The sequence below is a fragment of the Streptomyces sp. NRRL B-24484 genome, assembly GCF_000717715.1.
Lineage (GTDB): Bacteria > Actinomycetota > Actinomycetes > Streptomycetales > Streptomycetaceae > Kitasatospora.
Map to the genome: position 1 here is coordinate 1 of NZ_JOAI01000041.1, position 26047 is coordinate 26047.

The following is a 26047-nucleotide window of genomic DNA, read 5'->3' on the forward strand; positions in this document are numbered from 1 at the left end:
ACCGACGCCAGCGCCAACCCCACATCGTCCGCGGCTACTTCCACGGTTCGCAGGTCCGCTACACCCTCGACGAGAACCAATTGAGTTTCTGATCAATAGGGAAGCCCGCACTGCCCAAATAGCAGACTGGTTTGGGCCGGCCGGTGATCGTCCGGCCCAGCCACCGCAGCACCGACCGCACAGGGCCCCGACGCTCGGCGGCGTGCCCCGTACACGACAGACCGTGGTGCTGCACCCGCTGATCCCGGTCATGCAGCCCGTCCTCACCCGCACCTACCCCTGAAGAACGGCCTGCCCGGCGGCGTCCAGTACACGCCCAAGTGGGACGGCTACCGGATCTCGGCCTGCGTGCAGGAGGACCACACGCCGCTGCTCGTCTCCCGCCGCGGCACCGTCCTCAGCGCCCGGAATCCGCCGGTGCGGCCAGTCGGCCTGGTCCTGGACGGCAAGCTCTGCGGGTGGACCGGGTCGACACTGGCCAGCACGGCGGGGTGCGGTTCGTCCGGCTCCGGCCGCAGGAGTAGCCGGACTCGGCTGGGGCGAGCTGCCGCGGGCTGCTCGTCGTCGTGGGGCGCGGAGGGCGCATGGCGCCGGAAACGACAAAGGGCCCGACACCGTGGGGGTTCGGTGCCAGGCCCTGGAGGGTGGTGCGGGTCGGGCAGGTGTTCTCACGGCCCGGGCCGGGTGCCCTCGAATCGGCGTTCCGGCCCTGCCCTGTGCGGCCTCCCACCAGCTCGTGGATGGTGGCGCGGGGGCGTCAGTGCGGGCAGTCGGTCGCAACGCTGGGGTGGCTGGTCGCCGTCGATCCGGCTGTGGGCCCGCAGTTCGACGCATGGTGGGACGCCAGGTGTGCGGCGGAGAGCGCCCACATGAGGATCAGGCAGACGATGTAGGCCACCTTGAGGACGTTCTCGACGGTGACGACGGGCTGTCCGTCATTGATGCGCACGGGTTCTCCCTGGTCGGTGGGGTTGGTTCCCGGTCGGTGCCGGGCCGGCCAGCAGGTGGCCGAGCCGGTTCGGTCGGGCGTTCAGGGGCGGAGGCCGGCCTAGCTGTCCGGGTCGATGGGCCGGGCGCCGACGGCGAGGGCGAGCTGGTCCGGGTGCGGCTCGTGGTCGTTGTCCTGGACGGTCGCCCGGGCGCGGGCCTCGCTGTGGGCAGTGTTGTCGCAGCCGCAGACCAGCCACCCGTCCGGCAGCTGGTGCCAGCCGTGGTTCTCGACGGCGTCGGCGGCGGCCGCGTCGGGGCCGGTGTGGTGGGGGACGAACTCGTCCTGCGGTGCCTCGCCGCACACCGAGCACGCCGCGGTCCAGCACAGCGACGGGACCGCGACGCCGGCGCCCGGGCGGGCCGTGCCCTCGCGCCGCCAGGCGTAGCCGTGGGTCAGGACCAGGGCGTGGCCGGCGGGCTGGAGCGGGGAGCCGTCGTCGAGGTCGGCGGCGAGGGCGTTGTGCTCGGCGGCGGCCATCAGCGCGGTGGCGAGGTCGACCATCGGCAGCAGGGTGTCGGGGCCGGTGAGCCACAGCTCCCAGGGACGTTCCGGGGTGCCGGGGCGCAGCTGCCGGTCGGGGGCGGCGGTGAACAGGCCGCGGCGGGCGGCCGGGACGAGGGCGGGGGTGGTCGTCATGCGGGTGTCTCCCTTGGATGGGTCGGCCCCGGCCCGCTGGGGTGCGGGCCGGGGCCGGGGTCGGGTTGGTGGCAAGTGGTCAGGTGCGGTGAGCAGCGGGGCAGTCCCGGGGAGGGGCGGCGCCGTCAGGGTGGTCGGTTACAGCAGGCCGGCGGCGTGGGCCTCGGCCTCCTGGTCGATGTCGTGTTCCTCGTCGTCCTGGCCGGTGTCACCGGTGGTGGCCTTGGTGGGGAGGAGCTCGGCGATGGCGAGGTCCTGGCCGATGGCCGCCCACGGGTCACAGGTTTCATCGAGGTCGGCCGGCTGCTCCTTGGCGTGGTCGAGGAGCACGACCAGGTCGCCGATGCTGTGGACCGGTGTCGGCTGCCCGCCGTCCTGGACGAGCAGGTAGCTGCGTGAGCTGTAGCCGTCGCGGTCGCTGGGACGCGGGACGGAGAGCAGGTGGGCGGTGGCGGTGATCTCGCACGTCGCGGTGCCGTCTGCGGCCCCCGCCCAGTTCTCGGGCTTGGTGAGGGAACCGAGGCCGTAGTCGAGCCGGGCCGCGCCGGAGGCGGCGCGCTGCGCGGCGTCGGCGATCAGATCCGCGGAGAGCTGTTCGGGCGTCGGGGCCGGCACGGCATCGCGGACCAGGCCGTGGTGCTCGGCCGCGAAGCGGCGGCGCAGCGGGGCGAGGACTCGGTAGGTGGTCCGGTCGGCGATGAGGGCGGCCAAGGCGCCGGCGGCGAGGGCCGCGGTGATGCGGGTCTCGGCCGGGCGGGGGTGGAGCGCGCGGTAGGTGGTGAGGCCGGTGGCGGCCGCGGCAGTCACGATAGCGGCGGAGTCGGTGGTGTCGAGGGCGGCGCGGATCGCGCGGGTGCGCAGGGCATTGGTCATAGGGGGTGTCCTCCGTGGCGGGAGTGCGGGGTCCGGCCGGGCGGCCGCGCCGCTCACCACGGCGCCCCGCCGCCGCGCCTGGCGGGCGCGGTCTGGGCGGGGCGCGGTGGTGGGCAGCGTCAGTGTCCGGCGCGGGACTGACGGCGGGTCAGCCCGTCTCGGGTGAGGCGAGAGGTGCGGGCAGGGCGAGGCAGTCGCGGGCGTGGTCGGCGGCCTGGGTGCGCATGAGGTTCAGGTCCTGTGCGTCGGTGCCGCTGCTGGCGCGGCAGCCGGTGCAGCGCCACCAGGCGGGGCCGGGCGCCACCTGGTGGGTGTCGGGCCAGGGGTCGGCGCCGACGATCTCGACCTCGGCACCGCCGCGGTTCTCCAGCCGGATCCAGGCGTGCTCGGGTCCGCCGTCACTGGGGGCGTCGGTGCGCAGCAGGAGGTGTCCGGCGGCGGTGATGCGGATCTGGTGGTGGCTGGCGGCTTCGCGGAGCAGGGTGTGCAGGACGCGGCGGCCGCCGAAGGCGTTGCGGGTGTCGATGCTGGTGATGGCGGCGTGGAGCTGGTCCGGGGTGGTGCGGTCGAAGCCGAGGTCGCGGAACGCGGTGAGGAGCAGGATCAGGACCTCGTAGGCGTCGTCACGGTCGAGGCGGCCGGTGTGACGGTCGGGGGTCAGACCGGAGAGGTGGGCGGCGAGCGCCGAGTTCATGATCGGCCCTTTCGTGGTTGGTGGGGTGCTGTCCGGTGTGCCGGGTGTCCGGTCCGATGTTCCGCTCGAGTACGGCGGGGAAGATCAGCAGGCTGCCCAGCGGCGCAGCGTGGTAGTCGGGACGAGGGGTTCGGCCGGGCGGCCGCGCCGCGCACCGGACCGCCGTTCCCGCTGTGGTGGGCGGGGTGCGGGCCGGTGGGCAGCGCGGGGTGTCCGGCAGGGTCACAGGGCGTAGTGCAGGCCGTCGGGGGCGGTGGGGCAGGTGGTGGAGTCGTCGGCGGTGCGCCAGGTGCGGGTGCGGTCGCCGGGCTCTTGGCCGGTGGCCCAGCGCAGCGACCGCGAGTAGTGGCGGCACTGGAATCCTGCGGCGGCCGGGAGGAGGTCGACGGGCGGCGGGGCCGGGGTGGCCGGCTGCGGGAGCGGCTCGACCTGCTCGTCGCCGGCCCAGGCCCCGGCGGCGGTGGGCGCGGTGGTGCTGGTGGCACGCTCGAGGGCCGCGGTCAGGGCCCGCTCCAGGAGCGGGGAGACGATCAGCTCGGTGCGGGTGCTGGTGGTGGTGCAGGTGGGGCGGGGCCGGTAGGCGGAGAGGGTGAGCAGCAGCCACAGGCCGGCGGTGGTGGCGGTGGCGGCGGCGCGCTGGCCGTCCGGGGAGGCCTGCCAGACGGCGGTGGCGGTGCCCGCGCCGACGAAGGCCCACACCAGACGCCCGGCCGGGGAGCCGCCCCGCGCGGAGACGAACGCGATGGCGGCGAGCAGGGTCCAAGCGACGGCCAGCTGATGGGCGGTCACCGGCAGGCCGGTCGTGTGCTGGTGGAGCCACGATGCGGCGGGGCCGGTCACCACGGCGGTGAAGGACTTCGCCGCGGTGCGGGCGTGGTCGGCGGTGGCGCTGTGCCAGAGCCCACCGGCGAAACCGGCGGTGCCATGGAAGGCCCCGGCGATGATCCACACGAGGAAGCGGACGAGCCAGTACAGCGCACCGCCGGCGATGACGACGGCCAAGACCACACCCGCGACGGCAGCGGCCGCCTCGGCGGGACGGGTAGGGCGCGAGGCGGTGTGCTCGCGCAGCCGCCGCGCGGCGGCCCGGGTGGTCGCGCGGACGGCGGTGCGCCCACGCCGACCGGACGTGCCGCCGGGCTCGTTGGTACCCGGCTCGTGGGTGCCGGGTTCGTCAGTGCCGGGCTGGGACGGGATAGTCACGGAGATGCACTCCTCAGTGTTCGGCAGGGACAGTGCAGGCGGTCCGGCCCCGGGACGGCAGGGATGCCGCCCCGGGGCCAGCCCGAGGGTTCAGGCGGTGGTCGCGGCCTGGTCCAGGACCAGGCGAGCCGCTCGCAGGCCGGCCAGCGGGTCAGGCCGTAGCCTGGTGGAGGAAGTCGAAGCTGCCGGGGGCCCAGGTCAGGTAGGGGGAGCTGAGGGTCAGCGCGCCGTCCCAGTCGGCGCCGGAGACGGGCAGCTGGGCGGGACCGTCCCAGCCGTGGACGTCCAGCAGCACGGCGGTGTAGTCGGGCAGCGCGGCCAGCACCTCGCGCAGCTCCCCGACGCTCAGCCCGCACTCACCCGCCCGGTCGGCACGCTCGGTGCGGTCGGTGCGGTCGGTGGTGTTCGCGGGGGCGGCGAGAGCGGGGAACAGCGCAGCGGGGAACAGCGCCTCGGCCTGGGGGACGGGGCGCAGGGTGGTCAGGAGCAGGGCGCCGTCCCAGTGGGCGGCGGCCACCGGATGCTCCGCGCGGTAGTCCAGGTCGGGGACGGCGATCAGCACCGGCGCGGTGTCGGGCAGGTCGGCCAGCACGTCCAGCAGCCGGCCGGCGGTGCAGCGGGTGGTGCGCTCGCTGACACCGAGCGCGGTGAGCAGCTGGGCGAGCGGGGAGGCGGCAGGTGCGGTCACGGCAGGTACCTCCGGCAGGGGTTCGGTGGCGGCCGGTCGGCCGGTCCCGTCCCCGGACAGCGGCCCGCCCGCCCCGGCCGGCAGGCGGCTGGGGCGGGCGGGTGCGGGCCGGGGGCGAGACCGGGCGGCCGGTCAGCCGGTGTGGTTGGTGATGCCGCCGCGTCCCCAGGCGCTCTGGCGGCCGATGGTCGTGGTGGTGGTGCGGTGGACGAGCGCGAGGACGGTGCCGGTCGCGGTGGCGCCGGTGCCGCTGGCGGTCACGGACGCCCCCGTGCCGGTGCCGGTCGTGGGGCCGGTGAGGGTGCGGAGCTTGCCGAGCAGCGCGGCCAAGCCGAGGACGACAACGCCGACGAGGATCGCGGCGTGCTGGAGGAGCTCGCCGAGCTCGTCGGCGTGCGGCGCCGCGGCGGCGACGGCCGCACCGACCATCCACACCGCGCCGCCCGCCGCGACGGCGGCGAGGGAGCCGTAGAGAAGGCAGTGGCGGACCGCGAGCGGAAGGCCCGGGTCGGTCACCGGCTGCGCCGGGGCGATCGCCGCGGGCTCCAGCTGGGCCGCGGCGGCGGGGACGGCGAGCGGGTTGTGCACCGGGACGGCGGCCACTTCGCCGTTGATGAGGGCCGGGACGAACTCGGTGTCGCACTCCGCCGGGCGCAGCGGGACGGCGAGGATCTGGCCGTTGAGGATGGCCGGGGTGTAGTCGGGCGTCAGGAGGCTGATCTGCGGCTCGGCCGCGGCCCGGGTGGTGCTGTGCGGGGTGTGCTGGGTGCTGCTCATGGCAGTCTCCGATCGGGTGGAAAGTGGGTGGTGGCGGCCTCATGGGGGCCGGTCAGGCGCCGGTGAGCTTCTTGATGGCGTCCAGGGCCTGGCGGGGTGTGGTGACGGTGGACTGCGCGGGAAGCGTCCGGTCGGCCGCAGCGGCACGGGGCTTGGATCGGCTGCCGGACGGCAGCTCGCTCTCGTCGTCGTCCTCGGGTTCGGGGCCGAACTCGCCGGGGCGGGGCGGCAGCGTCCAGTCGAACCACAGGTCGCGGTCATCGAGTTCGGCGATCTCGTGGTCGGTAAGCCCGTGAACGGTGTCGGGGAACAGCGGGGCGATGGGCTGCTGGAAATCCATGAACAGGGACCGCTGCACCTCGGGCTTGCGGGACTCGATGATCCAGCCGACGCCGCCGGTGTTGGAGTCGCTCGGTGGCTCCGGCTCGCCGTTCATGATCCGCTCGATGCGGCCGGACTCGGCCTTGGAGAAAGAGCGTGGCAGCGGGTCGGGGATGTCCTCGGGTGCGACGCCGAGGGTCTTGAACATCTCCGCGACCTTCTTCGGCGCGACCTTCAGGACGACGGGGATGCAGTTCTCGCGGAGGTTCTCGTTGAGGAGCTGGGTGAAGCCGTCCTGCACATAAACGGACTGGCCGGCGACGTGCTCGCCGATGCCGTACTTGCGGCCCTTGACCGAGATCGTCTCGGCCAGGTTCATGATCTCCGCGCCGTACTCGCCGTTGCGGGCCGCGGACAGGAACTCGTCCCAGAACAGGGCGAGCGGCCGGTAGGGGCAGCCGGGCCGCTTCGGGTCCCAGTCGTGGACCTGCCCGTCCGCCCACAGCATCGTGCCGCGGATCTCCATCAGCGCGACCGCGGCCCGCATGGCCCGGACCATGTAGAGCGGGCCGACGCCGTAGCGGTCGCAGTGCTGACCCAGCACCGGTGTCTTCTCGTCGGGGGCCTCGGTGACCAGCCACACCACCGCGCCGAAGTTCGCGGAGGCGCAGATCGACAGGGCCATCAGCTGGGTCTTGCCGCCGCCGGACGGGGCGACGTACAGGCCGTGGGCGGCGCCGCGGTCGGTGTAGACCCGGTTGCGGGCCGGCTGCCCGTTCGTCAGGAACCCGCACACCCACCGGCCCTGGGCGTCGGGGGTGAGGAGCTCGCGGGTGGCCGGGTAGACGGTGGCGAGCGGGGAGACGTCCCACACCGACACCAGGACGTCCGACCCGTCCACGGTGACGAACACCCGCCCGTCGTCAACGGAGACGCCGAGCGCCTTGCACAGCGCCTTCAGGTCGACGCGCGGCTCCCCCGCACCGTCGGGCAGCTGCGCGGTCCAGTAGGTGACGCCCCGCTGGGCGTTGCGGTGCTTGCCCGTGAAGCGGGAGCCGGGGATCGAGTCCCGGCCGATGGTGTCGGCCCACTGCTCGGCTTCGGTGGGCTTCTCCCGGCGGCGCCGGTTCTCCTCCGGGACCAGCCGCACCTCCAGCCAGCCCGGCCCGCCCTGGCGGCCGGCCTGCTGGGCCACGGGCAGCAGGATCACGTCGGGTTCGGTGATGCCGAACGCGGCCGCGACTGCGGCCTCGCTCAGGCCGGTGATCGGCCGGCCCGGCTCGCCGGCGCGCAGCAGCATCGTCAGGTCGTGGCGCTTGCCGGGGTGCCGGGTGGCGGAGACGACGTGGGTGCGGCCCGGGTTTCCGGCGCGTTCCCACAGCAGCCGCACGTCCCGGGTGAGACCGTCCGCACCGTCGCCGGCCGGAGCGGGCGCCGGGGCCGCGGGGGTGGTGGCCGCGGCGGGCAGCGGCTGGGGCGCGGGGGCCGGGGCGAGGGCGGGCCGCAGGCGGCGGAAGGTGCGCGACAGCGGCAGCACGATGCAGCCGGCCGCCGCCCACACCCCGGCGAACAGCGCGTCCCAGCCCCAGCCGGGCACCGCGCCGGCGGCGACCTCGACCGCGGCGGCCAGCGCGAAAGGCGACAGCCGCATGAGCTTGCGGCCGGTGCCCTCGGTGCTCTTGACCGCGACCGCGACCGCGCCGATGACCCCGGCGCCGCTGGCCAGGACGACCGCGGTGTGCACCGGGTGGTCCTGCGGAAGGGACGCGGCCGCACCCAGTAAGGGCGCGGCCGCCATGTAGAAGGCTCGTTCCAGTACGACGGCAGGCGGGACGGACACCCGGGAGTTCCTTTCACGGAAGCGCCGAGGGCGGCCCCACCCATCTGGTGGGGCCGCCCTCGGCGGGTTGGTTGTGGCGGGTTCAGTTCCGGGCGAAGAAGCCCGGCTTGGGGGTGCGGTGCTTGCGGCCCGAGCGGATCTGGTCCAGGGCCTCGTACATGCGCGCGTGCGTGCGCTGCGTCTCCGAGGCGTCCGCGGAGACGGCCTGCGCGCTCTCGTGCAGCCGCCCCGTCGCCAGGGCGGCGCCGTCCAGGGCGAGGGCCACGGCGTTCGTCATCTCCACGAACACCGGATCCAGGCCCGCGTCGGCGATGTGCCCGGCCAGGGTGGAGGCCCGGTCGGCGGTGGCGCGCATCCGCCGCCGCAGCGCCTCCAGCCGCCCCGTGGCACCGTCCAACGCGCCCGAGAAGGCCTTCAGCTTGTGCTGGACCGCCTTGTAGCGGTTGTCGCCGTCGGTCGGAGCGGGCACCCGGTTCGAACCGTGCCGCACCGGCACGGCAGCCGGTACCTGCCGGACGGGTCGGCCGTCGTCGGCGGACGACGCCGGTACGGCGACCGTCGGCACCGGTACGGCGGCAGCCGATCCAGGTACGGAGTCAAGCGGGGCAGGTACGGCACCGGTCGGCGGGTGGTCGACTTCGCTGCTCATCAGGGGGCTTCTCCCTTCATGGTCTAGTCGTGGTGGGCGGCGGCGGAGGCCTGCGCCAGGCCGCTCGCGTCCATCGCGGTGACGTCCTCGGTGTAGGCCTGCGCGACGGCTCGCGCCGCCAGGGCCGCCGCGGCGGCGGCCTCCTCGCACTCGGCCGAGCAGCGCTGCGCCTGGGCGGCCATCGCGGCGGCGGAGTCGGCGAGGTTCGTGATCAGGTCGACCACGCCGGTGTCGACGTTGTGGTCGCCGACCAGGTTGCCGGCCATCTCCCGCAGCGCGTCGGCCACGGCCGTCAGCGACGCGGCGAGTTCCTCGGCGTCCTCCCTGTCCGCGGCCGCGGATACCGCGATGTTGGCGATCTCGACCAGGTACTCGTCGAGCGTGACCTCGGTGCGGTGCTGCGCGGCCATCTTCTGCCGGGCGGCCGTGCGCTGCCGGCCGCCCGTGCCCGTGGGTGCCGCCATAGGCGTCTCCTCCTTTTCCGTTGCTGTCGGGGCGGGCCGGGTGGTGCCGGGCCGCCGGGTGTGCCGTTCGGGCGCGGGCCCCAGTGCGGCGGGCCCGGTGGCCGGCAGCTCGGGCACGACGATCTCCGCGTCCTGGATGTCACCGTCGCCGTCGCCGTCCGGTGTGCCGCGCGGCGGCTGCCAGGAACGCCCCGGGGACACGGTCTCCGGCTCCGGGTCCGGATCGCCGGGGTCCGGCCGCGCCGTGCCGTTGCCCTCGGCGGGTCCGGCTCCGGCCGTGGTGTCGCTGCCGGTGCGCCGGTAGCCGAACCCGGCGCGTGGGTCCCACCAGGTGTACCGGCGCTCCTTCGACCGCCGGTCGCCGTCCGGGTCCTCACCGCGGGCCTGCGGTTCGTCGTCTTTCGGCTCCGGCTGCTGCCGTTTCGGGTCCGCCTCCTGGCGTTTCGGGTCCGGCCCGCCGTCTTTCGGCTCCGGTTCGCCGGCCGCCTGTGCGCCGTCCTGGCCATCGGCGCTCGTTGCCTTGCCCTTGGACAGGTCGGCCTGTGCGGCCGCCTTCTCCCTCCCGGCCTGCTGCCGCTCGTCCCAGCGCCGCTGTGCCTCCTGGGCCACGGCTTCGCCGAGGGTGGTGCGGCCCGCTTCGGCAGCTGAGGCCTTCGCTGCCTCCTTCTGAGCCGCTCGCGTGGCGGCGCGTTCGGCCTTCTTCGTGCGGCGTTCGGCTTTGTCGGTGCGGCGGTCCTGCCGGGCAGTCGCCCGGCGGTCGCGGGCCTGGTCACGGTCCTTGGTGCGGTCCGCGAGGTTGGCGTTCTGCCGGGCGGCGAGCCGCTCCTGGCGGGCGCGGGACCGCTCGGCCGCAGCCTGCTGCCGGCCTTTGCCGTCCCGTCCCCCGCCGGAGCCGCCAGAGCCGTCAGAGCGCTTCTGACGGCTCTTCAGGTCGCTCGCCGACTCCGTGCCGCGGCCGGGCCCCTTGCGGCTGCCAGAGGGCCCGCCGGGGCCGTTCTTGGCACCACCGGGCCCCGGGGGGGAACCCTTGCCAGCACCGGCGCCGGGATTGGGCCCCTTGCCGCCGCCGGGACCGCCGTTGCGTCCGGCGCCGCCAGGGGCTCTGGTCGGGGACTTGGTCAGGCCCTTGTCGGCGCCCTTGCCGACCGCGTCCGTCTTGCCCTGCGCCGTCGTCCGGGCCGCGGCCGCCTGCAGCTGGGCCTGGCGGAGTTTGTTCTGCTGCTCCATGAGCCCGGTTTCGCGGTCGGTTTTCGCCTTCAGGCGCGCGATCGCGACCTCGATCTCGGCCTCGCGGAGAGGGGCTTCGGCGTCCTTGCGGGCGCGTCCGAGGTCGATCCGGTATTCCAGCCAGTCGCCGATCCGGTCGGCGAGGGAACGCCGCACCCAGTATTCGGCGGATTCCTCGCCTATTTCCGCATCCTCGCCGGAATTTCCGGGCGCGGAACTGGCGGGAATTCCTTCCGAGGCCAGATATGTCGCGGGGTGCGCGGGTGCGGGGATGGCGGGGAGTTCGAGGGTGGTCTCCTCGGGGCTCTCCGGGGGGACCGCGGTCTCGTCGCGGTAGAGCGGGATCGGGGGCGGGACGTACGAGCCGTCCCCGCTGCCGGGGAACTCAATCACCCGGCCGTCGCCGCCGTCGCTGTCGTTGTCGTCGGACACGGATACCTCCTTTCGGGGGTTGACAGACAGTGGTCTCTCGTGTGCACGCGTGCACGGGCACGTGTGCACGCGTATTGCGCGCGAGGCCCCGCCGGCCGTCCGGCGGGGCCTCGTATCTCACGCAGGGTCACGTGGGGGGTGCTGTGCCACGACCTGCTCCGCGTAGCGCATCAGGTCGTCCCAGATCCGCCGGTCGCCCGCGGCGCGCTTCTGGAGCGCGGTCATCAGCAGGCGGCACACCAGCGCGAAGCCGGCCCACGCATCGGTGCGGCCGGCTCTGATGTCCTTGGCGATCTGGGAGCGTGCGGTGCGGAGCCAGAACTCCATCGCGCCTTGCTCGCCGCGCTGTTCGCGGGCTTTGCGCTCCTCGTCGACGTACCAGGCCCGGCGCTTTTCCGTGCCGCGTTCGACGCCGGTCAGCGGCCGGTTCACGCGGAGCGCCTGTCGCCCAGGTCGAAAATCGTCGTGGGGCCACCGTACCGGGAATCCGCCGGGGCGGAACCCTTTTCGGTGGGCGAATTCGGCAGGGCGGCCGGGGGCTTCTTCCGGTCCTTGGCGATGGCCTTCTCCCGGCGCTTTCCGGGCAGGGCGTTCACCTCGTCCTCGTGGGCGCGGCGCTTGTAGGCGCCCTTCTCCAGGCCGGCGGTGACGGCCTTCAGGTGCCGCAGGACGTCCGTGAGCTGGCGCTCGAGGGGCAGGGCCCGCAGCCGGGCGTGGTACCAGCGGTCGCCCTCGACGTGGGTGGACCGCAGGTGGACCCGGGTCTCGCGCTGCAGCGTCTCCAGGTTCTGCCCGATCCCCAGCAGCATGCGCTGCAGGTCGGCGAGGTAGGCGACGAAGGCCTCGGGGTTCTGGGCGACGGCCCGCAGGGCGTTCTCGTGCTCGTCCGTCATGGGGGTTTCCTCCTTCGGGATTCGGCCGGTGGTCCCGGCCTGGGGTGGGTGGTTGTGGTTGTCGACCCGGGCTCCGGCCGGACGGCCGGGTCTAGGGTGGTGCGCGGCGCTTCGGCGCCTTCGGCGGTCACCAGGGCGATTGGTGCGCCCTGGTGGCCACCGGAGAGGCCGTGCACGGGTGCGGCTGGTCAGGGCCGGTAGCCGGAGGCGAGGAGTTCGGCGGCCTCCTGGCGGTACTCCGAGGCGGTGGCCGGGGAGGACACCTCCAGCTCGCGCTGGATGTCCGCAAGCGGCAGCTGCTCGGCCATGCCGCCGGCGGTCGCCAGGATCATCCGGGCGACCTTGCGCACCGCCCGCTCGCGCGGGCGGAGCTTGGCGATGTCCTCCGCTTCGACCGCGCGCCGCTCGATTTCGGCAGCGGCAAGCCGCGTTTCGGCAGCGGCCTGCGCCATTTCGGCAGCAGCCTTCCGGGAGCGCTCGATGTCGGCGAGAGCGGCCTCCTCGCGGGCCTTCTCCTCGGCCGCGAGGCGGTCCGCTTCGGCAGCAGCCCGACGCGTTTCGGCGGCAGCCTTCTTCGTTTCGGCCGCGGCCGCCTCCGCTTCGGCAGCAGCCCGACGGGCCACCGCGATGGTCTGCGTCTCGATCGCCCGCTCCTCCGCCGCGGCCACCCGGTCGGCCTCGGCGGCCGCCTTGCGCTCCTCGGCCGCGGCCCGCTCCAGCCGGGCCGCCTCCACGTCGGTGGCCGCTGCCACCCGCCGCTCCTCGGCCTTCTCCCGCTCCGCCGTAGCGGTGCGGGCGCGGGCCTCGGCCAGCAGCGCGGTCTCCAGCGCCGCCTCCTCCGCCTCGGCGGCCCGCTCGGCGGCCGTGACCTGGGCCCTGGCGTGGGCGCGGGCCTGACCGGTCTCGCCCGCGACCTCGGCGCGCACCGCCTCCAGGCGGCCCTCAGCCCGCAGCCGGTCGGCCTCGGCGTCGGCCTCGGCGAGCTGGCGGCGGGTCTCCGCGGCCAGGCGCCGGCGCTCGGCCTCCTCCGCGCGCAGCTCGGCCTCCCGTTCCTGCTCGTCCGGCATCGCCAGCGCCTGCGTGACGGTGTAGCCGTAGGGGGCCATCGTCATCGGCAGCAGCTCGTCCTCGCTGGCCAGGTCCAAGCTGCCGCCGTGCTTGCGCTTGAGCCACAGCTCGTAGGCGATGAGCTCCTGCTCGCGGCGGACCATCTCCGGGTAGGAGGCGACGTTGTACAGCCGCATCCGCCGGTACAGGCGGGCACTGGGGACCGGGGCCAGCAGCCAGCGGTGCAGCGGCACCCGATCGGCCGCGGTACCGGCCTCCAGCCTGGCCTTCTGGATGATCAGCCTGCGTGCGGCCTCGACCCCGATCACGAACAGGATCGGCATGACGCCGTGCGCAGCCGCCCGCACCGGGTCGGCCTGCACCGGGCCCTGCGAGGAGGCGTTGAACCAGATCGTCGCGGCCGTCATCAGGTGGGCGGCCAGGCGCAGCACGTGCCAGGGAGTCAGCTTGCGGACCAGGTAGAGGTCCAGGGCGAGGAACGCCACGATGCTGGCGTCGACGCCGATCGGGAACCAGGGCGCCAGGTCCGTGCTGAATCCCCAGTGCAGCGCGACGGCGGCCAGCGTGTCGTAGGACATCGCGAAACCGATCGCCCCGACCAGGATGCCGCCGACGGCTGCCGCGAGGGACAGGCCGATCATCAGGGGGTTGCGGCCCTCGGCGGGTGTCTCCGAAGCGTCCGGGGCCGGAGGTGAAACGAACCGGGCCGCTCCCGAAACGGGTCCGGCCGGTGCCGAAACGGGGCCCGGCGCGTGCTGCGTCGGGATGGGTGGAGCCGCCGTGGGCGGCATGTCGGTGATCGTCACGGTGGTCTCCAAAGAGAGATCGTTCAGGTGGGCGCGAAACGGTCGGGGCTGCTCCCGAAACGGGATCAGGTGCTCCCGAAACGGGGCCGGGTGGTGCCGAAGCGGCGGCCGGCCGGGGTGGGAAGCGGGCCCGCGCAGCCCGTCGGGGCGGGGGCGCGCGCAGCGTCGTGTGCGGTGGGGCCGAAGCGGCGGGGTGCCGGTTCCGAAACCGGTCGGGGCAGCAGTAGGGCGGTGCCGAAATCAGCGGCGGAGCCAGCCGATGCGGCCGTTGTCGCCGTCGGCCTGTCCTTCCTGATCGGTCCGCCGGTATCCGGCGGGCGGCGCGTCGGGCACCGTCGAACACCGCCGCGCCCCCGCCGCCCGGCGGTGCGGGGGCGGGGGCGCGGCGGCGAACGGCAGCAACCGGCGGCAATCAGGCGCGGGCCGCCAGGCGTCGGAACGCCGCGGCCGTCTCGGGGTGGGCGGCCTCGTCCAGGACGTGCCGCTGCTGCAGCTGCGCGCCGTCGGCCGTCTCCCGGTCCAGGACGGTGTCGGCCCAGGCGCGGAAGGTGTGGGTGTCGGGTCCGTCCTGCCGGCGTTCCTCGGTCGTCATCACGCGTGCTCTTCCTCTCTCTTGGCTGGGTGTGCGGCTACTTCTGCTGGCCGGCCTTCTCGGCCTGCGCCCGCTGGTGCATCTCCCGGGCCCGGCGCAGCAGCTCGTCCATCTGCCGCTGGGTCCAGGCCTGGTCCTCGGGGCTGCTCACTGCTCACCGCCGTTCGGGTCGGCCGGCGGGGCCGGGGGCGCGGGCGGGGTCGGCGGTGCAGGCGGCGGGACGGGGGTGCCTCCGCCGATGAAGGACCGGCACACGTGCAGGTGCTGGCGGAGCATCATCCGCGACCTCCCGCAGCGGTGCGGGCGGCGGCCTCGGCGGCCGCCCGGTCGGCGGCGCGCTGCGCCTCCAGCCGGGCCGCCTGCTCCTGGATCTGGCGCTGCAGCTCGGCTGCGCCCTCGGGCGTCATCGTCACGGCGCTCACCCGGCCAGCGGGAGGCCGCGCATGGCGGCGACGGCGGCGGAGACCGTGGCCGGGAGCGCCCGGACGGTGGGGATCGCGGTGTGCGGCTCGTCGGCGAGGTCGTCCAGGTCGATGACGACCTCGCGGATCGCGCGGGTGGCGGCCAGCGCGCGGTCCCGGACCCGGCGGGCCCGGTCGCGCAGCAGGATCAGCAGGCCGTCCAGGCCGCGGGCGCCCTGCGGGTAGCAGCCCGCGGCGACGTCGGCCCAGACCGCCTCGGTCAGGTCCTCGGCGAGGCCGGTGCTCTCCGGGCTGATCGCGGCGACCTGCTCGGCCGCGGCCGCGCGCAGCAAGCTCGCGTATCGGTCGTAGAGGTCGTCGAAGTCGTTGCTCTGGTGGCTCGCCAGGGTGTCGGCGGATGCCATCATGGTGTGCACGGTCGTGGTCCTTTCGCTGGGAGCGACCGACGAAGGCCCCGGGGGCGCAATCCCTGGGGCCTTCTCGTTGTGGTGGCTGCTGTACGAGCAGCCACGGCCGCCGCCGACCCCGACCTCCGGGGTCGGCGGCGGCCGTGGTCGTTCGTGCTGGCGGCGGGTCAGGCCGCTCGGGACGGCTTCTCCGTCGGGACCTCGATGCCGCGGATCGGGCCGACGGCGTCGAGCAGCGGGATGCGGCGCAGGGTGTCCGTGACGAACACCGCCGGGAGCCTGCGGCGCCACTGGTCGGCGCGCTCGGCGGTGGTCGGTGCGGGGACGCTCTGGCGTCGCTCGGCCATCTGGTGGATCGCCGGGGCGGGCTCCGGGAGGGGCTTGTAGTGCTGGCGGGCCGCGCGGCGGGTCTCGGCTGGCACCGCGTCCCGGACCAGACGGTTCTGCTCGGCCTGCCACATCGCCACGTCGATGTCGACCACGACGAGCTGGCGGGAGCCCGGGCAGAGCGGCGAGTTCTCTTCGTCGCGGTGTACGGGGTGCTCCTTGATCTTGAGGGTGGTGGAGCCCATCACGCGCCGCCACCTCCGGCAGTCCGGGCAGATGATGGTGAACTGCTCGCCGGAGCGGACGTTGAAGTCCGCGTTGGAGAGTGAACTGAGCTTCAGGGCCGGACGGCCGTTGGTGTGCCGGGTGCGGACGCGGGACTTCGACATCGCGGTACCTCCTCTGAGGCAGTCGGGGCGCGGGAGGAGCGGAGATGCTGCTCACTCCGCCGGCCAGGCCGGAGACCCGGTAGTTCCTGGTCGACGGGCAGCGCAGCAGCGCTGCTCAAGGTCGTGCAGGTGGTGCCCGATATGAGGTACAACCGTCTCGATCCGAGGGAGCAGAGCTCGACCCTGTCACGCCGCCGAAGCGGTGACGGTCGCTGTGTTACAGCAACTCGCTGGTGTGCAAGAGGACCTGATGTTTCCTCAGGCCCCCTTGCACGTTCCCTAGGGTTCCCTAGGGTTCCCTATGGTGTCAAGTGGTTCCGTGCGATACCGTGTGTCTGTCATCAAGGAGAGGAGGGCATGATGCAGCGAGCCGACAACCGGCCTCCGTATGCGCGAATCGCTGCGCACTACCGCGAGAAGATCGTCTCTGGCGAGTTGCCGGCCGGCGTCCTGCTGCCCAGCATCAAGACGCTGTCGAGCGAGTGGGGCGTCGCGACCGCAACTGTGGAGAAGGCGTTGCGCACCCTCCGCGAAGAGCAGCTGGTGCGGGGTATCCACGGTGTGGGCACCGAGGTCGTTGGCACACCCATACCGCTCTCCTCCGGCGCGCAGCGGCACGACCGCGGCCTGAGCACCGGGTCGTCATGGGGTACTGGCGAGCGCTCCGATTCCCATGAGGGCGCGGTCGTTCCAGCTCCTAGTGACGTCGCTGCGGCCATGGGGATTGGTGTCGGGGAGAAGGTCATCCGCCGGTCGCGCGTCTACCGTGACGGCCATGGGGTCGTTGCGCACTCGACGTCGTGGATTCCCGCGGAGTACGCCCAGGCGGTACCGGCGCTTGTGCGCAGCGAACGGATCAAGGGCGGGACGTCCCTGGGTCTGATCGCACGCTCCACCGGTCGGCATGCGGTCAGGCGTCGCGACGAGACGGCGGCCCGGATCGCGACCGCAGATGATCTGCGGCTCCTGGAGCTTCCGCCCGACACGACGGCAGCCGTTCTTGTCCTTCACTCCAAGTTCGTTGATGCACAAGGACGCCTTATCGAGTACGGCGTGGATGTCGGGGCTCCCGGTCGCACCCGCAAGGACGTCTCGGAGATCTCGTCATGACGGCATGCCAACCCCTGTGCGTGCTGATGGTCGGCCTGCCGGGCTCCGGCAAGACCCGGCTTGCTCGCGCCCTGGAGGCACAGGGATATCTACGGGTTTGCCCTGATGAGGAGATGTTCCGCCGGCATGGGCGCTACGGCTTGGACTTTCCGCGCGGTTCGTACCTGGTCAGGGAGCGGCCGATCCTGGACGAGCTCGGCGTCGCGGTGGGTGCCTCGCTGCGCTCTGGCACTTCGGTGGTGTTCGACCACGGGTTGTGGACCCCAGCGGAGCGTGAGGAATGGCGAGCGATCGCACACAGGGCCGGTGCTGTCCCGGTCCTCGTCTACCTGCCCGTCCCTCACGATGAACTGTGGCAGCGGATCCGGGTCCGCAACGATGACTGGGCTCGGGATCCTAATTCGATCTTCTTCTCCGAAGAGGACCTGCGTCGCTTCGCAGGCCGGTTCTTTCCGCCCCTGAGTGAAGAAGTTCATCTGATATACGACGGCAGGCCGGAGCGGATCATCGCCTCCCTGAACTCAGGACGTCTCGACGGCTGCCATGAGACACCTGCTGCCGAGAGTGATTCGGGCGTACCTGACTGCCAGCAGAGGGTCTAGGATCAGGTGCCGTCCGTAGCCGCAGGTGAGGGGTGGAAGCCTCACTGGTGGTCATCGGGCAAAAAGTAGGGCCCCGTCGGTAGCCGCGGCGGGAATTTGTGGAAGTCCGCCGGACCGGTTACCCCGGGGCCGGGAGTCAGGGCCGGTGTAGGAGTCGGCTTCCTGACTCAATAGCTGCACACCTTTACCCAGAGGAGGTGGCGCTGTGCATCAGCGTACCTGGAGCAGTGCCTATCGGCGCAACAGCGTGCCGGGGTTGTCCACGGCACACTTGTCTGCTCGGACGCGTTTTCTTGATCACCATTCTTCCGCGTGCCTGCTGTCGTTGCGCGGCGCGCGGGTATCCCCCGTCAGCTCGATCGAGCCGGGGCGGAGATGACCTAAGCCACCGGGGGCGGCGCCTTCACCCGCTGATCCTCCTAGCCGGGAGGGTTCACGGCAGCGCCGCCCGGGTGCTCGCTGGCTTGCCGGCCGGCTGCGTACCCAGATCGTCCACCTGAGGGACCGCCCTTGCCGGGGCCTGTCGCCTCTCTTTCGGTTCTCCACGAACCACGTCAACCCCCATTGAGGGCCTTCGTGTGCCCTCATCCAAACGCATGAGGACGGGGCCATGATGCAGCACGATGCTGCCCAGATCCAGTCGGCCATGCCCGGCGGCCGCACAAACCCTCGAATTTCGGACGCATCCCCTCTCCTTCGGATCCCCGGCCAGCGGGCCGGCGCCGCATCCGTGGGCACCGCTGCGGTGTCACGGGTGGCATGGGCTCCGGAGGAGCACCATCTGGTGTCTGGTGCCAGCGGCCGGATCGCCCTCGACGGCTACAGCTGGCGGCAGGCCGCGCACTGGGTGCACGGTGCTGGCATCTACGTGCCGACGCACGGGCCGAGGTTCGGCGAAACGACGCTGCGCCTCGTCGACGTGCTTTCGGAGTTGACCCCGTGCCGGCCATCGGTCGCGCACCTGATGCGGAGTCTGCAGTGCAGCGAGCGCACCGTGCAGTACCACCTGGAGATCCTGCGTTCGACTGGTCTGCTGGCCTGGCGCTCGGTCGGCACCCGGCTGCCGATGATGCCCGGTCAGAAGCGCGTCACTTGCCTTGTGTCAGAGTACGAGCGGCTCATCCCCCTCTCCTACGACCAGGCGCTCGGGATCCGCACCGCTGGCGAGGGTGTAGAGCGGCGGATGACCGGCATCTCGGAGGCGGGTCGAACCCTGATCGCGAAGCTCGGGAAGAAGGCCTCCTGCCGTACCCGCCGCACCGTTCGCCACACCAGTGTCCGACGGGCCGTCAGCACGCCGCGTTGCACCCCAATGGAGGTCGGTACCACTGACTGCCTGAGCTCTCCCTCCGTGGGTGATTCAAAAGCTACGGGCACCGCCCGTGTCGAGAAGTCGATCACCAAGAGGGAGCAGGCCTCGCGGCAGGCTGGGGCGCGGCGCCGGACGGTGCTCGGACAGGTCGTCACCGCGGCGATGATGGCCGCCGGTGACCAGCTCGCGCGGGTCGCGTACCGGCGGGTGCCGTGGGTGCGTCAGGCCTCTCACGACCAGCTGCGGTGGGTCCTGAATGACGCCGCGGCTCGAGGCTGGGACGAGCAGCGCACGGTGTCCTGGCTCAGCGAGATCGCAGGTCAGTACGCGGGTGCCGGTCTGCTGTGGCGCCCGGAGCGGCCCCATGCGCTGATCGCGCACGCCCTACGCCAGGACGTCGAGCAGGACCGTCACGACCAGCAGGTAGTGGCCGATGCCGCCGCCCGGGTCCACGACATGAGCGTACCTGCGGTGCGCGAGCGCACCGGCGAGCTGGAGTTCCTCGCCGGTCTGTTCGGCGAAGCCGCCGCCGCGTGCGCCGCACCGGTGACCGAGCAGGACCGGCAGGAGGCGCACTACCTGCCCGCCGCGGCCGCCGCCCGGATGGAAAGCGCCGGTGACCTGGCCTTCGACCTGTACGGCGCCGACATGGTCGCCCACTACACCTCCCTCGCCGCCAACCCGAACGTCCAGCTCGGCATCACCCGCTGAGCAACCCACCACGTCGTCCGAACGGAGGTCCCCCGCATGACCAGCACCAACGACCCGGCGCCCGGCGGCGCCGACCTCGCCCGCACCGTGCTGCGCGCCGCCCGCCGCGCCGCTCGCCTCAACGGGAGCGCCCCGGCGAAGAAGGCCGGCCCCACCCGCCAGCAGATCGCCCGCGCCGGCCGGGACGCCCGCGAGCCCTCCGCCCTGGCCGGAGTCCTCCCCGCGATGGCCTCCGCCCACGGCTGGGCGCTCGGCACCGCCCAGGGCACCATGCGCGACAACTGGACCCAGCTCGTCGGCCCCCAGGCCGCCCAGCACTGGTTCCCGGCCGGGTTCAACGCTGACACCCGCACCCTGCGTGTCACCTGCGACTCCCCGGCCTGGGCCACCAAGCTCCGCCTGGAACAGCGCCAGATCCTCGATCGCCTCAACCAGGCGCGCCCGGACACCGTCCGCGCCCTGGAGATCCGCGTCGGCCCGGCCTCCGCACCGGGGCCCGACACCAACCCGGCCGTACCGTCCCGGCGGCAGAGCGACCAAGCCGCCATGCCGCCGCTCGCCGACAGCGCCGCCTACCAGCAGCTTCGCCAGCAGATGCGCGACCAGGCCATCGCCCGCCAGGTCGCACTCGACCAGGCCGCCGCCCACACTGCCGCCGATCGCGACCAGTGGTTCCGCGGGCACCGAGGCTGGCTGCGCGAGCCCGAAGGAGCCCGGCCCACCGCCGCCCCCCAGGAAACCCGGCGCCCGGAGACCGCCGCCCGTACCCATGCCCGTGAGCAGCTCGCCCGCCACCACGCTGCCCTCGCAGCCGCCCGGGCGCAGCGGGCCGGTGCCGTTCCGCTGCGCCCGGCCCGGAAGCAGGCGCCCGTCACCGGCGCCGCATGACCCCAGCGTCTGGCCGGGATTCCTGGTCAGTCCGCCGAATCGAATCCGTGAGCCGGTACCGCCCGATCTCCCCGCCGGGGACAATGAGGGCAGGCACCGGAGGAGGTGAAGGGAATCGTGAGCGTTGCAGTCACCGAGCACAGCGGGCCCTGGACCGTCGACGACGTCCTGGCCCTGCCCGAGGACACCCGCCACCGCATCGAGCTCGTCGGAGGAGCGCTGCTGATGAGCCCGAATCCCGGCGTCCCCCACCAGCGCGCTAGCTCCCGACTGTGGGCACTTCTGGACGCCGCGCTCGCTGCCAGCCACGCCCCGTACGAGGTGCTGGAAGCCGTCAACGTGGTCGTCCCCGACGGGCTGCTGATCCCCGACCTTGTGGTCGTCGATGCAGCTGCAGCCGCCGAGGCAAGCACCACCCTGAGTGCGCACGACGTCCTGGTCGCCATCGAGATCGCCTCGCCCTCGACCCGCGTCACCGACCGGAAGATGAAGCCGTCGCTGTATGCCGCGGCCGGCATCCCGCACTACTGGCGCCTCGAACTCGAACCCGGCCCCCGCCTGTACCTCGGCCACCTCGAACGCGGCACCTATGTCGACCGCCTCGTCCAGGCCGGCGAGACCACCGCACTCACCGACCCGTTCTCCCTCGACCTCGACCCAGCAGCGCTCCGCCGGTAGCGGTGCGAGCACGGGACGGCCGGACCCCTCACGGATCCGACCGTCGGCGTATCGGAAAGTCGTGCCGGTGCCCTACTGTGTCGGCACCCGCCCGAGGAGGTTCCATGGCCAGGCCGGTCATCGCTTCGATCTTGTTCGATGCCAGCTGGGGCGACTCGGTCCCGGAACAGACACCTGCTCTTCAGCGCGAGCCGGTCGTCGACTGGCGCCTGCTGCGGCAGTTCCTCGACGACAACGGCTACACCGAGGTGCGCATCAACACCCGTCGGGACGGCAGCATCAACCTCAGCAGCTGAGGCTCCCCGCGAAGGCGTCCAGACCACTCCCCTGGTGCGGTGCCTCTGACCCGACGCTGCGCCTGGCGAGTGTGCCTTCACCTGCGTCCTTCACTCTCCGGGCGTGTGACCCGGTCTTGCCCCCGCTGGCGCTACGGCACTGTGAGCCGGCCGGTTGCCCGCACTGGCTGCACCCGAACGACTCCCACACCCGTCGCCGCTCGGCCGCCTCCGCCTGCAGCCGCTGCCGCAGTCGGTCATAGATCGCCTCCCGGTCCTTTCGCCACTGCTCAAGGTGCCGGGGGCAATACCGAGGGGTGCTCTTGTCCGTTGCCGGTGCTCGGAGGATCTCCATGCACAACACGAACTTCCTCGCGCAGGCGGAACCATTCGTCGCCTGGTACTCGGCCTTCTCGCACCGCGGCAGGCCCAACGTCCGCAGCCAAGCAGCCAGTTCCTCATCGTCGTCGTACGCCACAGCAACATCCGCGAGGGCATTGAGCAGCCCATCGGTGGCCCGGACGTGCCAGCCGGACGCAGTGTCCCCGTTGATGTCGTCGGGCCCAGGTCTCAACGTCAAGCACTGATCCAAAAGCGCCTGCACGGACTCCAGCTTCGACAGCTTCTCTGACCGGACCACCTGCTGCTGCGGCTTCTTCGGCATGCCCGAGACCGTACTGCTGCCGTCGTCGGCAGCAATGACGCGCCACGCTGCGCACCTGGTGCAGATTCACCAGATCACGTGACGGCGCCAGCCATGTCTCCAAGGGCAACTGACCAGCCAGGGCCCCTAGGCCCTGGCGGTGCGCTGTCGGCGCGGAGCGTCGATGGCGCAGGTCAGGCGGCAGCATGGCGGGTCCAGCGCCGCCTGGGCGCTGGCCACGGGTGCGGGGGCGGAGCACGCCGCGCCCAGCACGCCGTCCAGCTGGCCTGCGCAACGGTCGTTCAGCTGCAGCCCGTACTCGCCGACTCCGGGGAGCTGCAGGTTGTCTGCCGGCCTGCCTGAGCGGGGTGCAGTGACAGTGACCCGGCACACGGGCTTCTTTGAAGAAGGCGAACCGCGTCTGACCTGGGCAAACGCTGATTTTGTATCAGCTCTAGGGCGAATACATCTCTCCGTCGGAGAGCCAGATGTATTCCGCCTGTACCGCGATGCATCTGTGGTCTGTGCCGCCTACCCGGTGCGGTGCGACTCGCCGGTGGACGGTCAACGGTGAAGATGCATCACGGAACATATGCGCCCTGATATGTTTGCGGCTCGATCTACCGTGTGCTTGAGAAGGGAGGGCCGATGGCGAAGAAGCCATCGGGGCGCGCCAGGGCAGATGAGGCCCTCGCGCAGGGCCTGGCCGACCTGATCGGCAGCGGCCTCGAACAGCTGCGGGCTCAGAACCCCGGCATCGGCTTCACCCTGATCGCCGACGCCGCGAAGCCCAACAAGAGCGCGAACACCCACGGCGGATCCTGGGTCGCCACGGACCGCGAGCTCCTCGCGAACATCTGGCGGTTCGAGTTCACCCCTCGCGAGCGCGCGGTGCTCGACATCATGACCGCGGAGATCAACGAGGACGGCCAGTGGCACGGTAAGCAGTCAGAGCTCGCCAACCGGCTCGGCTGCTCCCAGGGATCGGTGTCGAAGGCGATCAGTAAGCTGGAGTCGACGAACTTCGCTTGGAAGCTGATCCGGTGCCTCTACCAGGTCAACCCCGACTGGGCGTTCGGATGGGGAAGCGAAGCCCACATCCGGTCGATCCAGCGGATCGGGCAGGCCGTCATGGACATGAAGCGGATCAAGATCCCGTACGACAGCACGAGGAAGGCGGCATGATGACAGCGTCACCGGCCGATACCCCGAGCGTGGCGTCTTGGTACAACTCCTTGGTCTTCGAGTACCTCCCGAATGCCGGGCTCACCCAGACCGAGCGAGACGTCCTCGACATCCTGCTTGCCCGCCAGGCCCCTGGCGGCGTCGTCGAGATCACCCAGGCCGACCTCTCCAAGAGGCTCGGTGTCCTCCAGCCGAACATCAGCAAGGCCCTTGGACGCCTGCAGGAACTCGGCATCATCGACCCGCCGGAGATCCGCCGCCGCGGGCGCATCCTCCTGCACCGGGCCCTTGCAGCATACGAAGGCCCGCTTCAGGCGATGAACGCCATGAACGACGAGTCGCGCCCGGACTGGCCACTGAACATCCCCACGAACCCGATCCGGCCGGCCCGTGCGGCATCGCCTGCAGCAGCGAAGCAGAAGGCGGAGCCGCGCAAGGCCAAGGCCAGCCGTGCCAGGCTGCGGCTCGTGTGATCGCGGGCATTGCCGACAATATGCGACCGGCTATGTAGCTGGGCGCGCGGGCCATCTACCTGCACAAACGCATACGCCTCCCGATCCGAGTATTACGGGGGATATGCGAGCGCATATGTATCTCCCCGGGTCGGCACGGCTGCCGACTCGGGGAGATTTCGTTGCCGGCAGCGCAGAAGCCACGTCGAGCAGTACGCCCACGGGCTAGCCGCTCGAGCCAGCGGGCCGGTGAACTGCGGTGAGAGCTCCCCTGTGGCGCCTCAGAGGGGGGCGGTCAGACCAGGGCACCGCTGGGATCGGGGGCGGAACCTCCGTGGACCTTCTCTTTTTCGGCGGCCGCCGGACGGGTGGACCGTACAGCGAAAGACCCCAGGGCGGCCTCGGGATCGGGCAAACCGACCGATGATGGACGCCATGACACACCGGACAATCTCCGGGTCGCCATGAACACAGCCCCCTCCTGGCAGCCACCCGAATGGCCACACTGCGGACATGGCGCTGTCTCTGGTCTGAACCCAGTCGGCTGCCGCGGCATCCACGTCCCCGGCCGCACGGCCTGCCTGGCCCACCTGGCGGATGCCGCCCGCGACGCCTACCTGGCCGACCTGGCTCCCTGCGCCGACATCGACCATCGCGGCACCCACTTCACCAAGATCCTTCTCAACGCACTCCTTCAGGCGCTTCGGGACCCCACTACCGGACGACCCCATCTCGGCACTGCCCGGTTCGACGAGGCGACGTTCTCCAGCAATGCCAGTTTCGGCGGGGCGTCGTTCGCTGGCGACGCAGAGTTCCGATGGGCAAAGTTCTCCGGCGACGCCTGGTTCCGATGGGCGAAGTTCTCCCGCCATGCCTCGTTCGTCGGGGCGGAGTTCTCCGGCAACGTGAGATTCGACAGTGCGGAGTTCTTAGGCGGCGCCACGTTCGAGAACGCGGAGTTCGCCAGTGGTGCTGGGTTCGTCCTCGCAAGGTTCTCCAGCGTCACATTCCACGGGGCGAAGTTCGCCGGCGACGCCTCATTCGGTAGGGTGAAGTTTTCCGACTTCACCTCATTCGACAGGGCAAAGTTCTTCGGCATCGCACTGTTCAGCAGGGCGAAATTCTCCCGCCGTGCCTCGTTTGTTGAGGCAGAGTTCTCCGGATTCCCTATGTTCGACAAAGCGTCGTTTTCCAGCGAGGCCGTGTTTCGTTGGGCTTCGTTCTCCGGCGACGCATCGTTTGTTGAGGCAGAGTTCTCCGGCGACGCCACGTTCGACAGGGCGAGGTTTGCAGCACTGTCGTCGTTCGGTCCACTTGTGTGCGTACAACAAGTTGATCTATCTGGTGCGACGTTTGAGGCGCCGGTGACGATAGAGATCGCGGCCAGTACAGTGCGCTGTGTACGGACGCAATGGAACTCAACGGTGACCCTGCGTCTGCGCTATGCGACCCTGGACCTCGGTGACGCAGTTCTCTCTTCCCCGGTTGCCGTTACCACCCACCCGGCGCCATTCACCACCGGCTTCGATAGGACGATGGACGAGAGTGAGCTGATCCCCCTCGACCCCAGTGTCCAAGTGATCTCGGTCCAGGGGGTAGACGCCTCCCATCTGGTTCTGACGAATACCGACTTAACATCCTGTGTTTTCTCCGGGGCCTTCCACCTGGACCAACTTCGTCTGGAAGGCCGCTGTAGCTTCGCCAGCACGCCCGCTGGCTTCCACATGCGTGGGATCTGGCCCTACTGCTGGTGGACCCGCCGATACACCCTTACCGAAGAACACCACTGGCGCGCGCACCGCAGCGCCGAGAACCCCAGCCCCCCGCATGGGTGGCACAGCTATGCGCCGCGGCCCACAGCCGCCGGGCCCGAGAGTCTGGCCGCGACCTATAGGCAGCTGCGCAAGGCGTTCGAGGACCGCAAGAACGAGCCCGGGGCGGCGGATTTTTACTACGGCGAGATGGAGATGCGCCGCCACGATCAGACTGGAACCCCGCGCGCCGAGCGCGCCCTACTTTGCGTGTACTGGCTGCTGTCCGGTTATGGCCTGCGCGCCTCCCGTGCTCTGCTCTGGCTCGGGGTCACCATGACCAGCACGGTCCTGGCCATGATCCTCTGGGGTTTGCCCACGACGGTGCCACTGCCCAGCGCCACCGGCACCATCACGGGTAACACTCTCAGCTTGAGCACGAACAACCCAGACCTGTCCATCACTGGCGACCAATGGTCGCTCGAGCGTGCCGACCGGGCCGTCCGAGTGTCCGTCAACGCCGTGGTCTTTCGGACCTCCGGGCAGAACCTCACCCGCCGCGGAACCTACATCGAGATGGTGTCGAGGATCATCGAGCCTATCCTGCTCGCGCTCGCCCTCTTAGCCATCCGGGCACGTGTAAAGCGATGACTGCAGTCTCAAGTCCGGGGGGCAGGCCGGTTTGCCCAGGCGCGCCGTGCAGAAAGAACGAGATTGCTCATTAATCTTTCCCCTAGTCCG

At 71.8% G+C, this 26047-nt stretch carries 27 protein-coding genes; 9 read left to right on the plus strand and 18 right to left on the minus strand.

What is annotated here, in order from left to right; translation table 11 throughout:
- Nucleotides 1-757 precede the first annotated feature (757 nt).
- From IE98_RS0130145 to IE98_RS0130240, 17 genes are all read right to left on the minus strand, one after another.
- On the minus strand, nucleotides 758-949 hold the full coding sequence (locus IE98_RS0130145) for a hypothetical protein (protein ID WP_030274388.1): 192 nt from the start codon (nucleotides 947-949) through the stop codon (nucleotides 758-760).
- Between the two features lie 99 nt (nucleotides 950-1048).
- Nucleotides 1049-1627: a hypothetical protein gene (locus IE98_RS0130150; RefSeq protein ID WP_030274389.1), complete on the minus strand. Its 579-nt coding sequence runs from the start codon at nucleotides 1625-1627 to the stop codon at nucleotides 1049-1051.
- 138 nt (nucleotides 1628-1765) lie between these two features.
- Entirely contained in the window at nucleotides 1766-2500 is a 735-nt protein-coding gene (locus IE98_RS0130155; protein ID WP_030274391.1) for a hypothetical protein, read from the minus strand.
- A gap of 148 nt (nucleotides 2501-2648) precedes the next feature.
- On the minus strand, nucleotides 2649-3194 hold the full coding sequence (locus tag IE98_RS0130160; protein WP_030274393.1) for a hypothetical protein: 546 nt from the start codon (nucleotides 3192-3194) through the stop codon (nucleotides 2649-2651).
- 222 nt (nucleotides 3195-3416) lie between these two features.
- Nucleotides 3417-4397 carry a hypothetical protein gene (locus IE98_RS45210; RefSeq protein WP_030274395.1) on the minus strand — a complete coding sequence of 327 codons (981 nt, stop codon included), beginning with the start codon at nucleotides 4395-4397 and terminating at the stop codon, nucleotides 3417-3419.
- Between the two features lie 151 nt (nucleotides 4398-4548).
- Complete coding sequence (locus tag IE98_RS0130170; protein ID WP_030274396.1) at nucleotides 4549-5085, minus strand: hypothetical protein; 537 nt, start codon at nucleotides 5083-5085, stop codon at nucleotides 4549-4551.
- Between the two features lie 132 nt (nucleotides 5086-5217).
- Nucleotides 5218-5862 (minus strand): hypothetical protein, encoded by a 645-nt coding sequence (locus IE98_RS0130175; protein WP_030274398.1) that lies wholly within the window; start codon nucleotides 5860-5862, stop codon nucleotides 5218-5220.
- Between the two features lie 52 nt (nucleotides 5863-5914).
- Nucleotides 5915-8023 carry a hypothetical protein gene (locus tag IE98_RS0130180; RefSeq protein WP_030274400.1) on the minus strand — a complete coding sequence of 703 codons (2109 nt, stop codon included), beginning with the start codon at nucleotides 8021-8023 and terminating at the stop codon, nucleotides 5915-5917.
- A gap of 82 nt (nucleotides 8024-8105) precedes the next feature.
- Nucleotides 8106-8672, minus strand: a complete 567-nt coding sequence (locus IE98_RS0130185; protein WP_324605816.1) for a conjugal transfer protein TraB — start codon at nucleotides 8670-8672, stop codon at nucleotides 8106-8108.
- 23 nt (nucleotides 8673-8695) lie between these two features.
- Nucleotides 8696-10795 carry a hypothetical protein gene (locus IE98_RS0130190; protein WP_030274404.1) on the minus strand — a complete coding sequence of 700 codons (2100 nt, stop codon included), beginning with the start codon at nucleotides 10793-10795 and terminating at the stop codon, nucleotides 8696-8698.
- 117 nt (nucleotides 10796-10912) lie between these two features.
- Nucleotides 10913-11227: a hypothetical protein gene (locus tag IE98_RS0130195; protein ID WP_030274406.1), complete on the minus strand. Its 315-nt coding sequence runs from the start codon at nucleotides 11225-11227 to the stop codon at nucleotides 10913-10915.
- Nucleotides 11224-11688, minus strand: coding sequence for a hypothetical protein (locus IE98_RS0130200; RefSeq protein WP_030274407.1), 465 nt, complete (start codon nucleotides 11686-11688; stop codon nucleotides 11224-11226). Before IE98_RS0130200 ends, IE98_RS0130195 begins: the two co-directional genes overlap by 4 nt.
- Nucleotides 11689-11876: 188 nt before the next feature.
- Nucleotides 11877-13397 (minus strand): DUF2637 domain-containing protein, encoded by a 1521-nt coding sequence (locus tag IE98_RS0130205; RefSeq protein ID WP_043175478.1) that lies wholly within the window; start codon nucleotides 13395-13397, stop codon nucleotides 11877-11879.
- Nucleotides 13398-13974: 577 nt separating this feature from the next.
- Nucleotides 13975-14154, minus strand: coding sequence for a hypothetical protein (locus IE98_RS48430; RefSeq protein ID WP_030274412.1), 180 nt, complete (start codon nucleotides 14152-14154; stop codon nucleotides 13975-13977).
- Nucleotides 14155-14429: 275 nt separating this feature from the next.
- Nucleotides 14430-14567 (minus strand): hypothetical protein, encoded by a 138-nt coding sequence (locus IE98_RS49550; RefSeq protein ID WP_159401117.1) that lies wholly within the window; start codon nucleotides 14565-14567, stop codon nucleotides 14430-14432.
- Between the two features lie 5 nt (nucleotides 14568-14572).
- Nucleotides 14573-14992 carry a hypothetical protein gene (locus IE98_RS0130235; RefSeq protein ID WP_030274413.1) on the minus strand — a complete coding sequence of 140 codons (420 nt, stop codon included), beginning with the start codon at nucleotides 14990-14992 and terminating at the stop codon, nucleotides 14573-14575.
- 158 nt (nucleotides 14993-15150) lie between these two features.
- Nucleotides 15151-15699, minus strand: coding sequence for a hypothetical protein (locus IE98_RS0130240; protein ID WP_052391155.1), 549 nt, complete (start codon nucleotides 15697-15699; stop codon nucleotides 15151-15153).
- A 357-nt stretch (nucleotides 15700-16056) separates the two neighbouring features.
- Between IE98_RS0130240 and IE98_RS0130245 the strand changes: the two genes are divergently transcribed.
- From IE98_RS0130245 to IE98_RS0130270, 6 genes are all read left to right on the plus strand, one after another.
- Complete coding sequence (locus IE98_RS0130245) at nucleotides 16057-16809, plus strand: GntR family transcriptional regulator (RefSeq protein WP_030274417.1); 753 nt, start codon at nucleotides 16057-16059, stop codon at nucleotides 16807-16809.
- Nucleotides 16806-17411, plus strand: a complete 606-nt coding sequence (locus IE98_RS0130250; protein WP_063749031.1) for an ATP-binding protein — start codon at nucleotides 16806-16808, stop codon at nucleotides 17409-17411. Before IE98_RS0130245 ends, IE98_RS0130250 begins: the two co-directional genes overlap by 4 nt.
- Nucleotides 17412-18021: 610 nt before the next feature.
- Complete coding sequence (locus IE98_RS45215; RefSeq protein WP_052391156.1) at nucleotides 18022-19434, plus strand: hypothetical protein; 1413 nt, start codon at nucleotides 18022-18024, stop codon at nucleotides 19432-19434.
- A gap of 36 nt (nucleotides 19435-19470) precedes the next feature.
- Nucleotides 19471-20322 (plus strand): DciA family protein, encoded by an 852-nt coding sequence (locus tag IE98_RS45220; protein WP_052391157.1) that lies wholly within the window; start codon nucleotides 19471-19473, stop codon nucleotides 20320-20322.
- Nucleotides 20323-20439: 117 nt separating this feature from the next.
- Nucleotides 20440-21000 (plus strand): Uma2 family endonuclease, encoded by a 561-nt coding sequence (locus IE98_RS0130265; protein ID WP_030274425.1) that lies wholly within the window; start codon nucleotides 20440-20442, stop codon nucleotides 20998-21000.
- Nucleotides 21001-21104: 104 nt separating this feature from the next.
- On the plus strand, nucleotides 21105-21296 hold the full coding sequence (locus tag IE98_RS0130270; protein ID WP_030274427.1) for a hypothetical protein: 192 nt from the start codon (nucleotides 21105-21107) through the stop codon (nucleotides 21294-21296).
- Here the strand turns inward: IE98_RS0130270 and IE98_RS0130275 are convergent.
- On the minus strand, nucleotides 21286-21939 hold the full coding sequence (locus tag IE98_RS0130275; protein WP_030274428.1) for a hypothetical protein: 654 nt from the start codon (nucleotides 21937-21939) through the stop codon (nucleotides 21286-21288). The genes IE98_RS0130270 and IE98_RS0130275 overlap by 11 nt on opposite strands.
- 627 nt (nucleotides 21940-22566) lie before the next feature.
- Between IE98_RS0130275 and IE98_RS0130280 the strand changes: the two genes are divergently transcribed.
- From IE98_RS0130280 to IE98_RS0130290, 3 genes are all read left to right on the plus strand, one after another.
- Nucleotides 22567-23103, plus strand: a complete 537-nt coding sequence (locus IE98_RS0130280) for a hypothetical protein (RefSeq protein WP_030274430.1) — start codon at nucleotides 22567-22569, stop codon at nucleotides 23101-23103.
- Complete coding sequence (locus IE98_RS0130285) at nucleotides 23100-23576, plus strand: helix-turn-helix transcriptional regulator (RefSeq protein WP_052391158.1); 477 nt, start codon at nucleotides 23100-23102, stop codon at nucleotides 23574-23576. Before IE98_RS0130280 ends, IE98_RS0130285 begins: the two co-directional genes overlap by 4 nt.
- Before the next feature lie 443 nt (nucleotides 23577-24019).
- Complete coding sequence (locus tag IE98_RS0130290) at nucleotides 24020-25957, plus strand: pentapeptide repeat-containing protein (RefSeq protein WP_030274434.1); 1938 nt, start codon at nucleotides 24020-24022, stop codon at nucleotides 25955-25957.
- Nucleotides 25958-26047: the final 90 nt, after the last annotated feature.

Excerpts from the sequence above, each read along its gene's own strand:
- IE98_RS0130150 (WP_030274389.1), bottom strand. The coding sequence starts at position 1,627 with ATGACGACCACCCCCGCCCTCGTCCCGGCCGCCCGCCGCGGCCTGTTC.
- IE98_RS0130155 (WP_030274391.1), bottom strand. The coding sequence starts at position 2,500 with ATGACCAATGCCCTGCGCACCCGCGCGATCCGCGCCGCCCTCGACACC.
- IE98_RS0130160 (WP_030274393.1), bottom strand. The coding sequence starts at position 3,194 with ATGAACTCGGCGCTCGCCGCCCACCTCTCCGGTCTGACCCCCGACCGT.
- IE98_RS0130175 (WP_030274398.1), bottom strand. The coding sequence starts at position 5,862 with ATGAGCAGCACCCAGCACACCCCGCACAGCACCACCCGGGCCGCGGCC.
- IE98_RS0130185 (WP_324605816.1), bottom strand. The coding sequence starts at position 8,672 with ATGAGCAGCGAAGTCGACCACCCGCCGACCGGTGCCGTACCTGCCCCG.
- IE98_RS0130200 (WP_030274407.1), bottom strand. The coding sequence starts at position 11,688 with ATGACGGACGAGCACGAGAACGCCCTGCGGGCCGTCGCCCAGAACCCC.
- IE98_RS0130205 (WP_043175478.1), bottom strand. The coding sequence starts at position 13,397 with ATGATCGGCCTGTCCCTCGCGGCAGCCGTCGGCGGCATCCTGGTCGGG.
- IE98_RS48430 (WP_030274412.1), bottom strand. The coding sequence starts at position 14,154 with ATGACGACCGAGGAACGCCGGCAGGACGGACCCGACACCCACACCTTC.
- IE98_RS0130240 (WP_052391155.1), bottom strand. The coding sequence starts at position 15,699 with ATGTCGAAGTCCCGCGTCCGCACCCGGCACACCAACGGCCGTCCGGCC.
- IE98_RS0130245 (WP_030274417.1), top strand. The coding sequence starts at position 16,057 with ATGATGCAGCGAGCCGACAACCGGCCTCCGTATGCGCGAATCGCTGCG.
- IE98_RS0130250 (WP_063749031.1), top strand. The coding sequence starts at position 16,806 with ATGACGGCATGCCAACCCCTGTGCGTGCTGATGGTCGGCCTGCCGGGC.
- IE98_RS45215 (WP_052391156.1), top strand. The coding sequence starts at position 18,022 with ATGATGCAGCACGATGCTGCCCAGATCCAGTCGGCCATGCCCGGCGGC.
- IE98_RS45220 (WP_052391157.1), top strand. The coding sequence starts at position 19,471 with ATGACCAGCACCAACGACCCGGCGCCCGGCGGCGCCGACCTCGCCCGC.
- IE98_RS0130270 (WP_030274427.1), top strand. The coding sequence starts at position 21,105 with ATGGCCAGGCCGGTCATCGCTTCGATCTTGTTCGATGCCAGCTGGGGC.
- IE98_RS0130275 (WP_030274428.1), bottom strand. The coding sequence starts at position 21,939 with ATGCCGAAGAAGCCGCAGCAGCAGGTGGTCCGGTCAGAGAAGCTGTCG.
- IE98_RS0130280 (WP_030274430.1), top strand. The coding sequence starts at position 22,567 with ATGGCGAAGAAGCCATCGGGGCGCGCCAGGGCAGATGAGGCCCTCGCG.
- IE98_RS0130285 (WP_052391158.1), top strand. The coding sequence starts at position 23,100 with ATGATGACAGCGTCACCGGCCGATACCCCGAGCGTGGCGTCTTGGTAC.
- IE98_RS0130290 (WP_030274434.1), top strand. The coding sequence starts at position 24,020 with ATGAACACAGCCCCCTCCTGGCAGCCACCCGAATGGCCACACTGCGGA.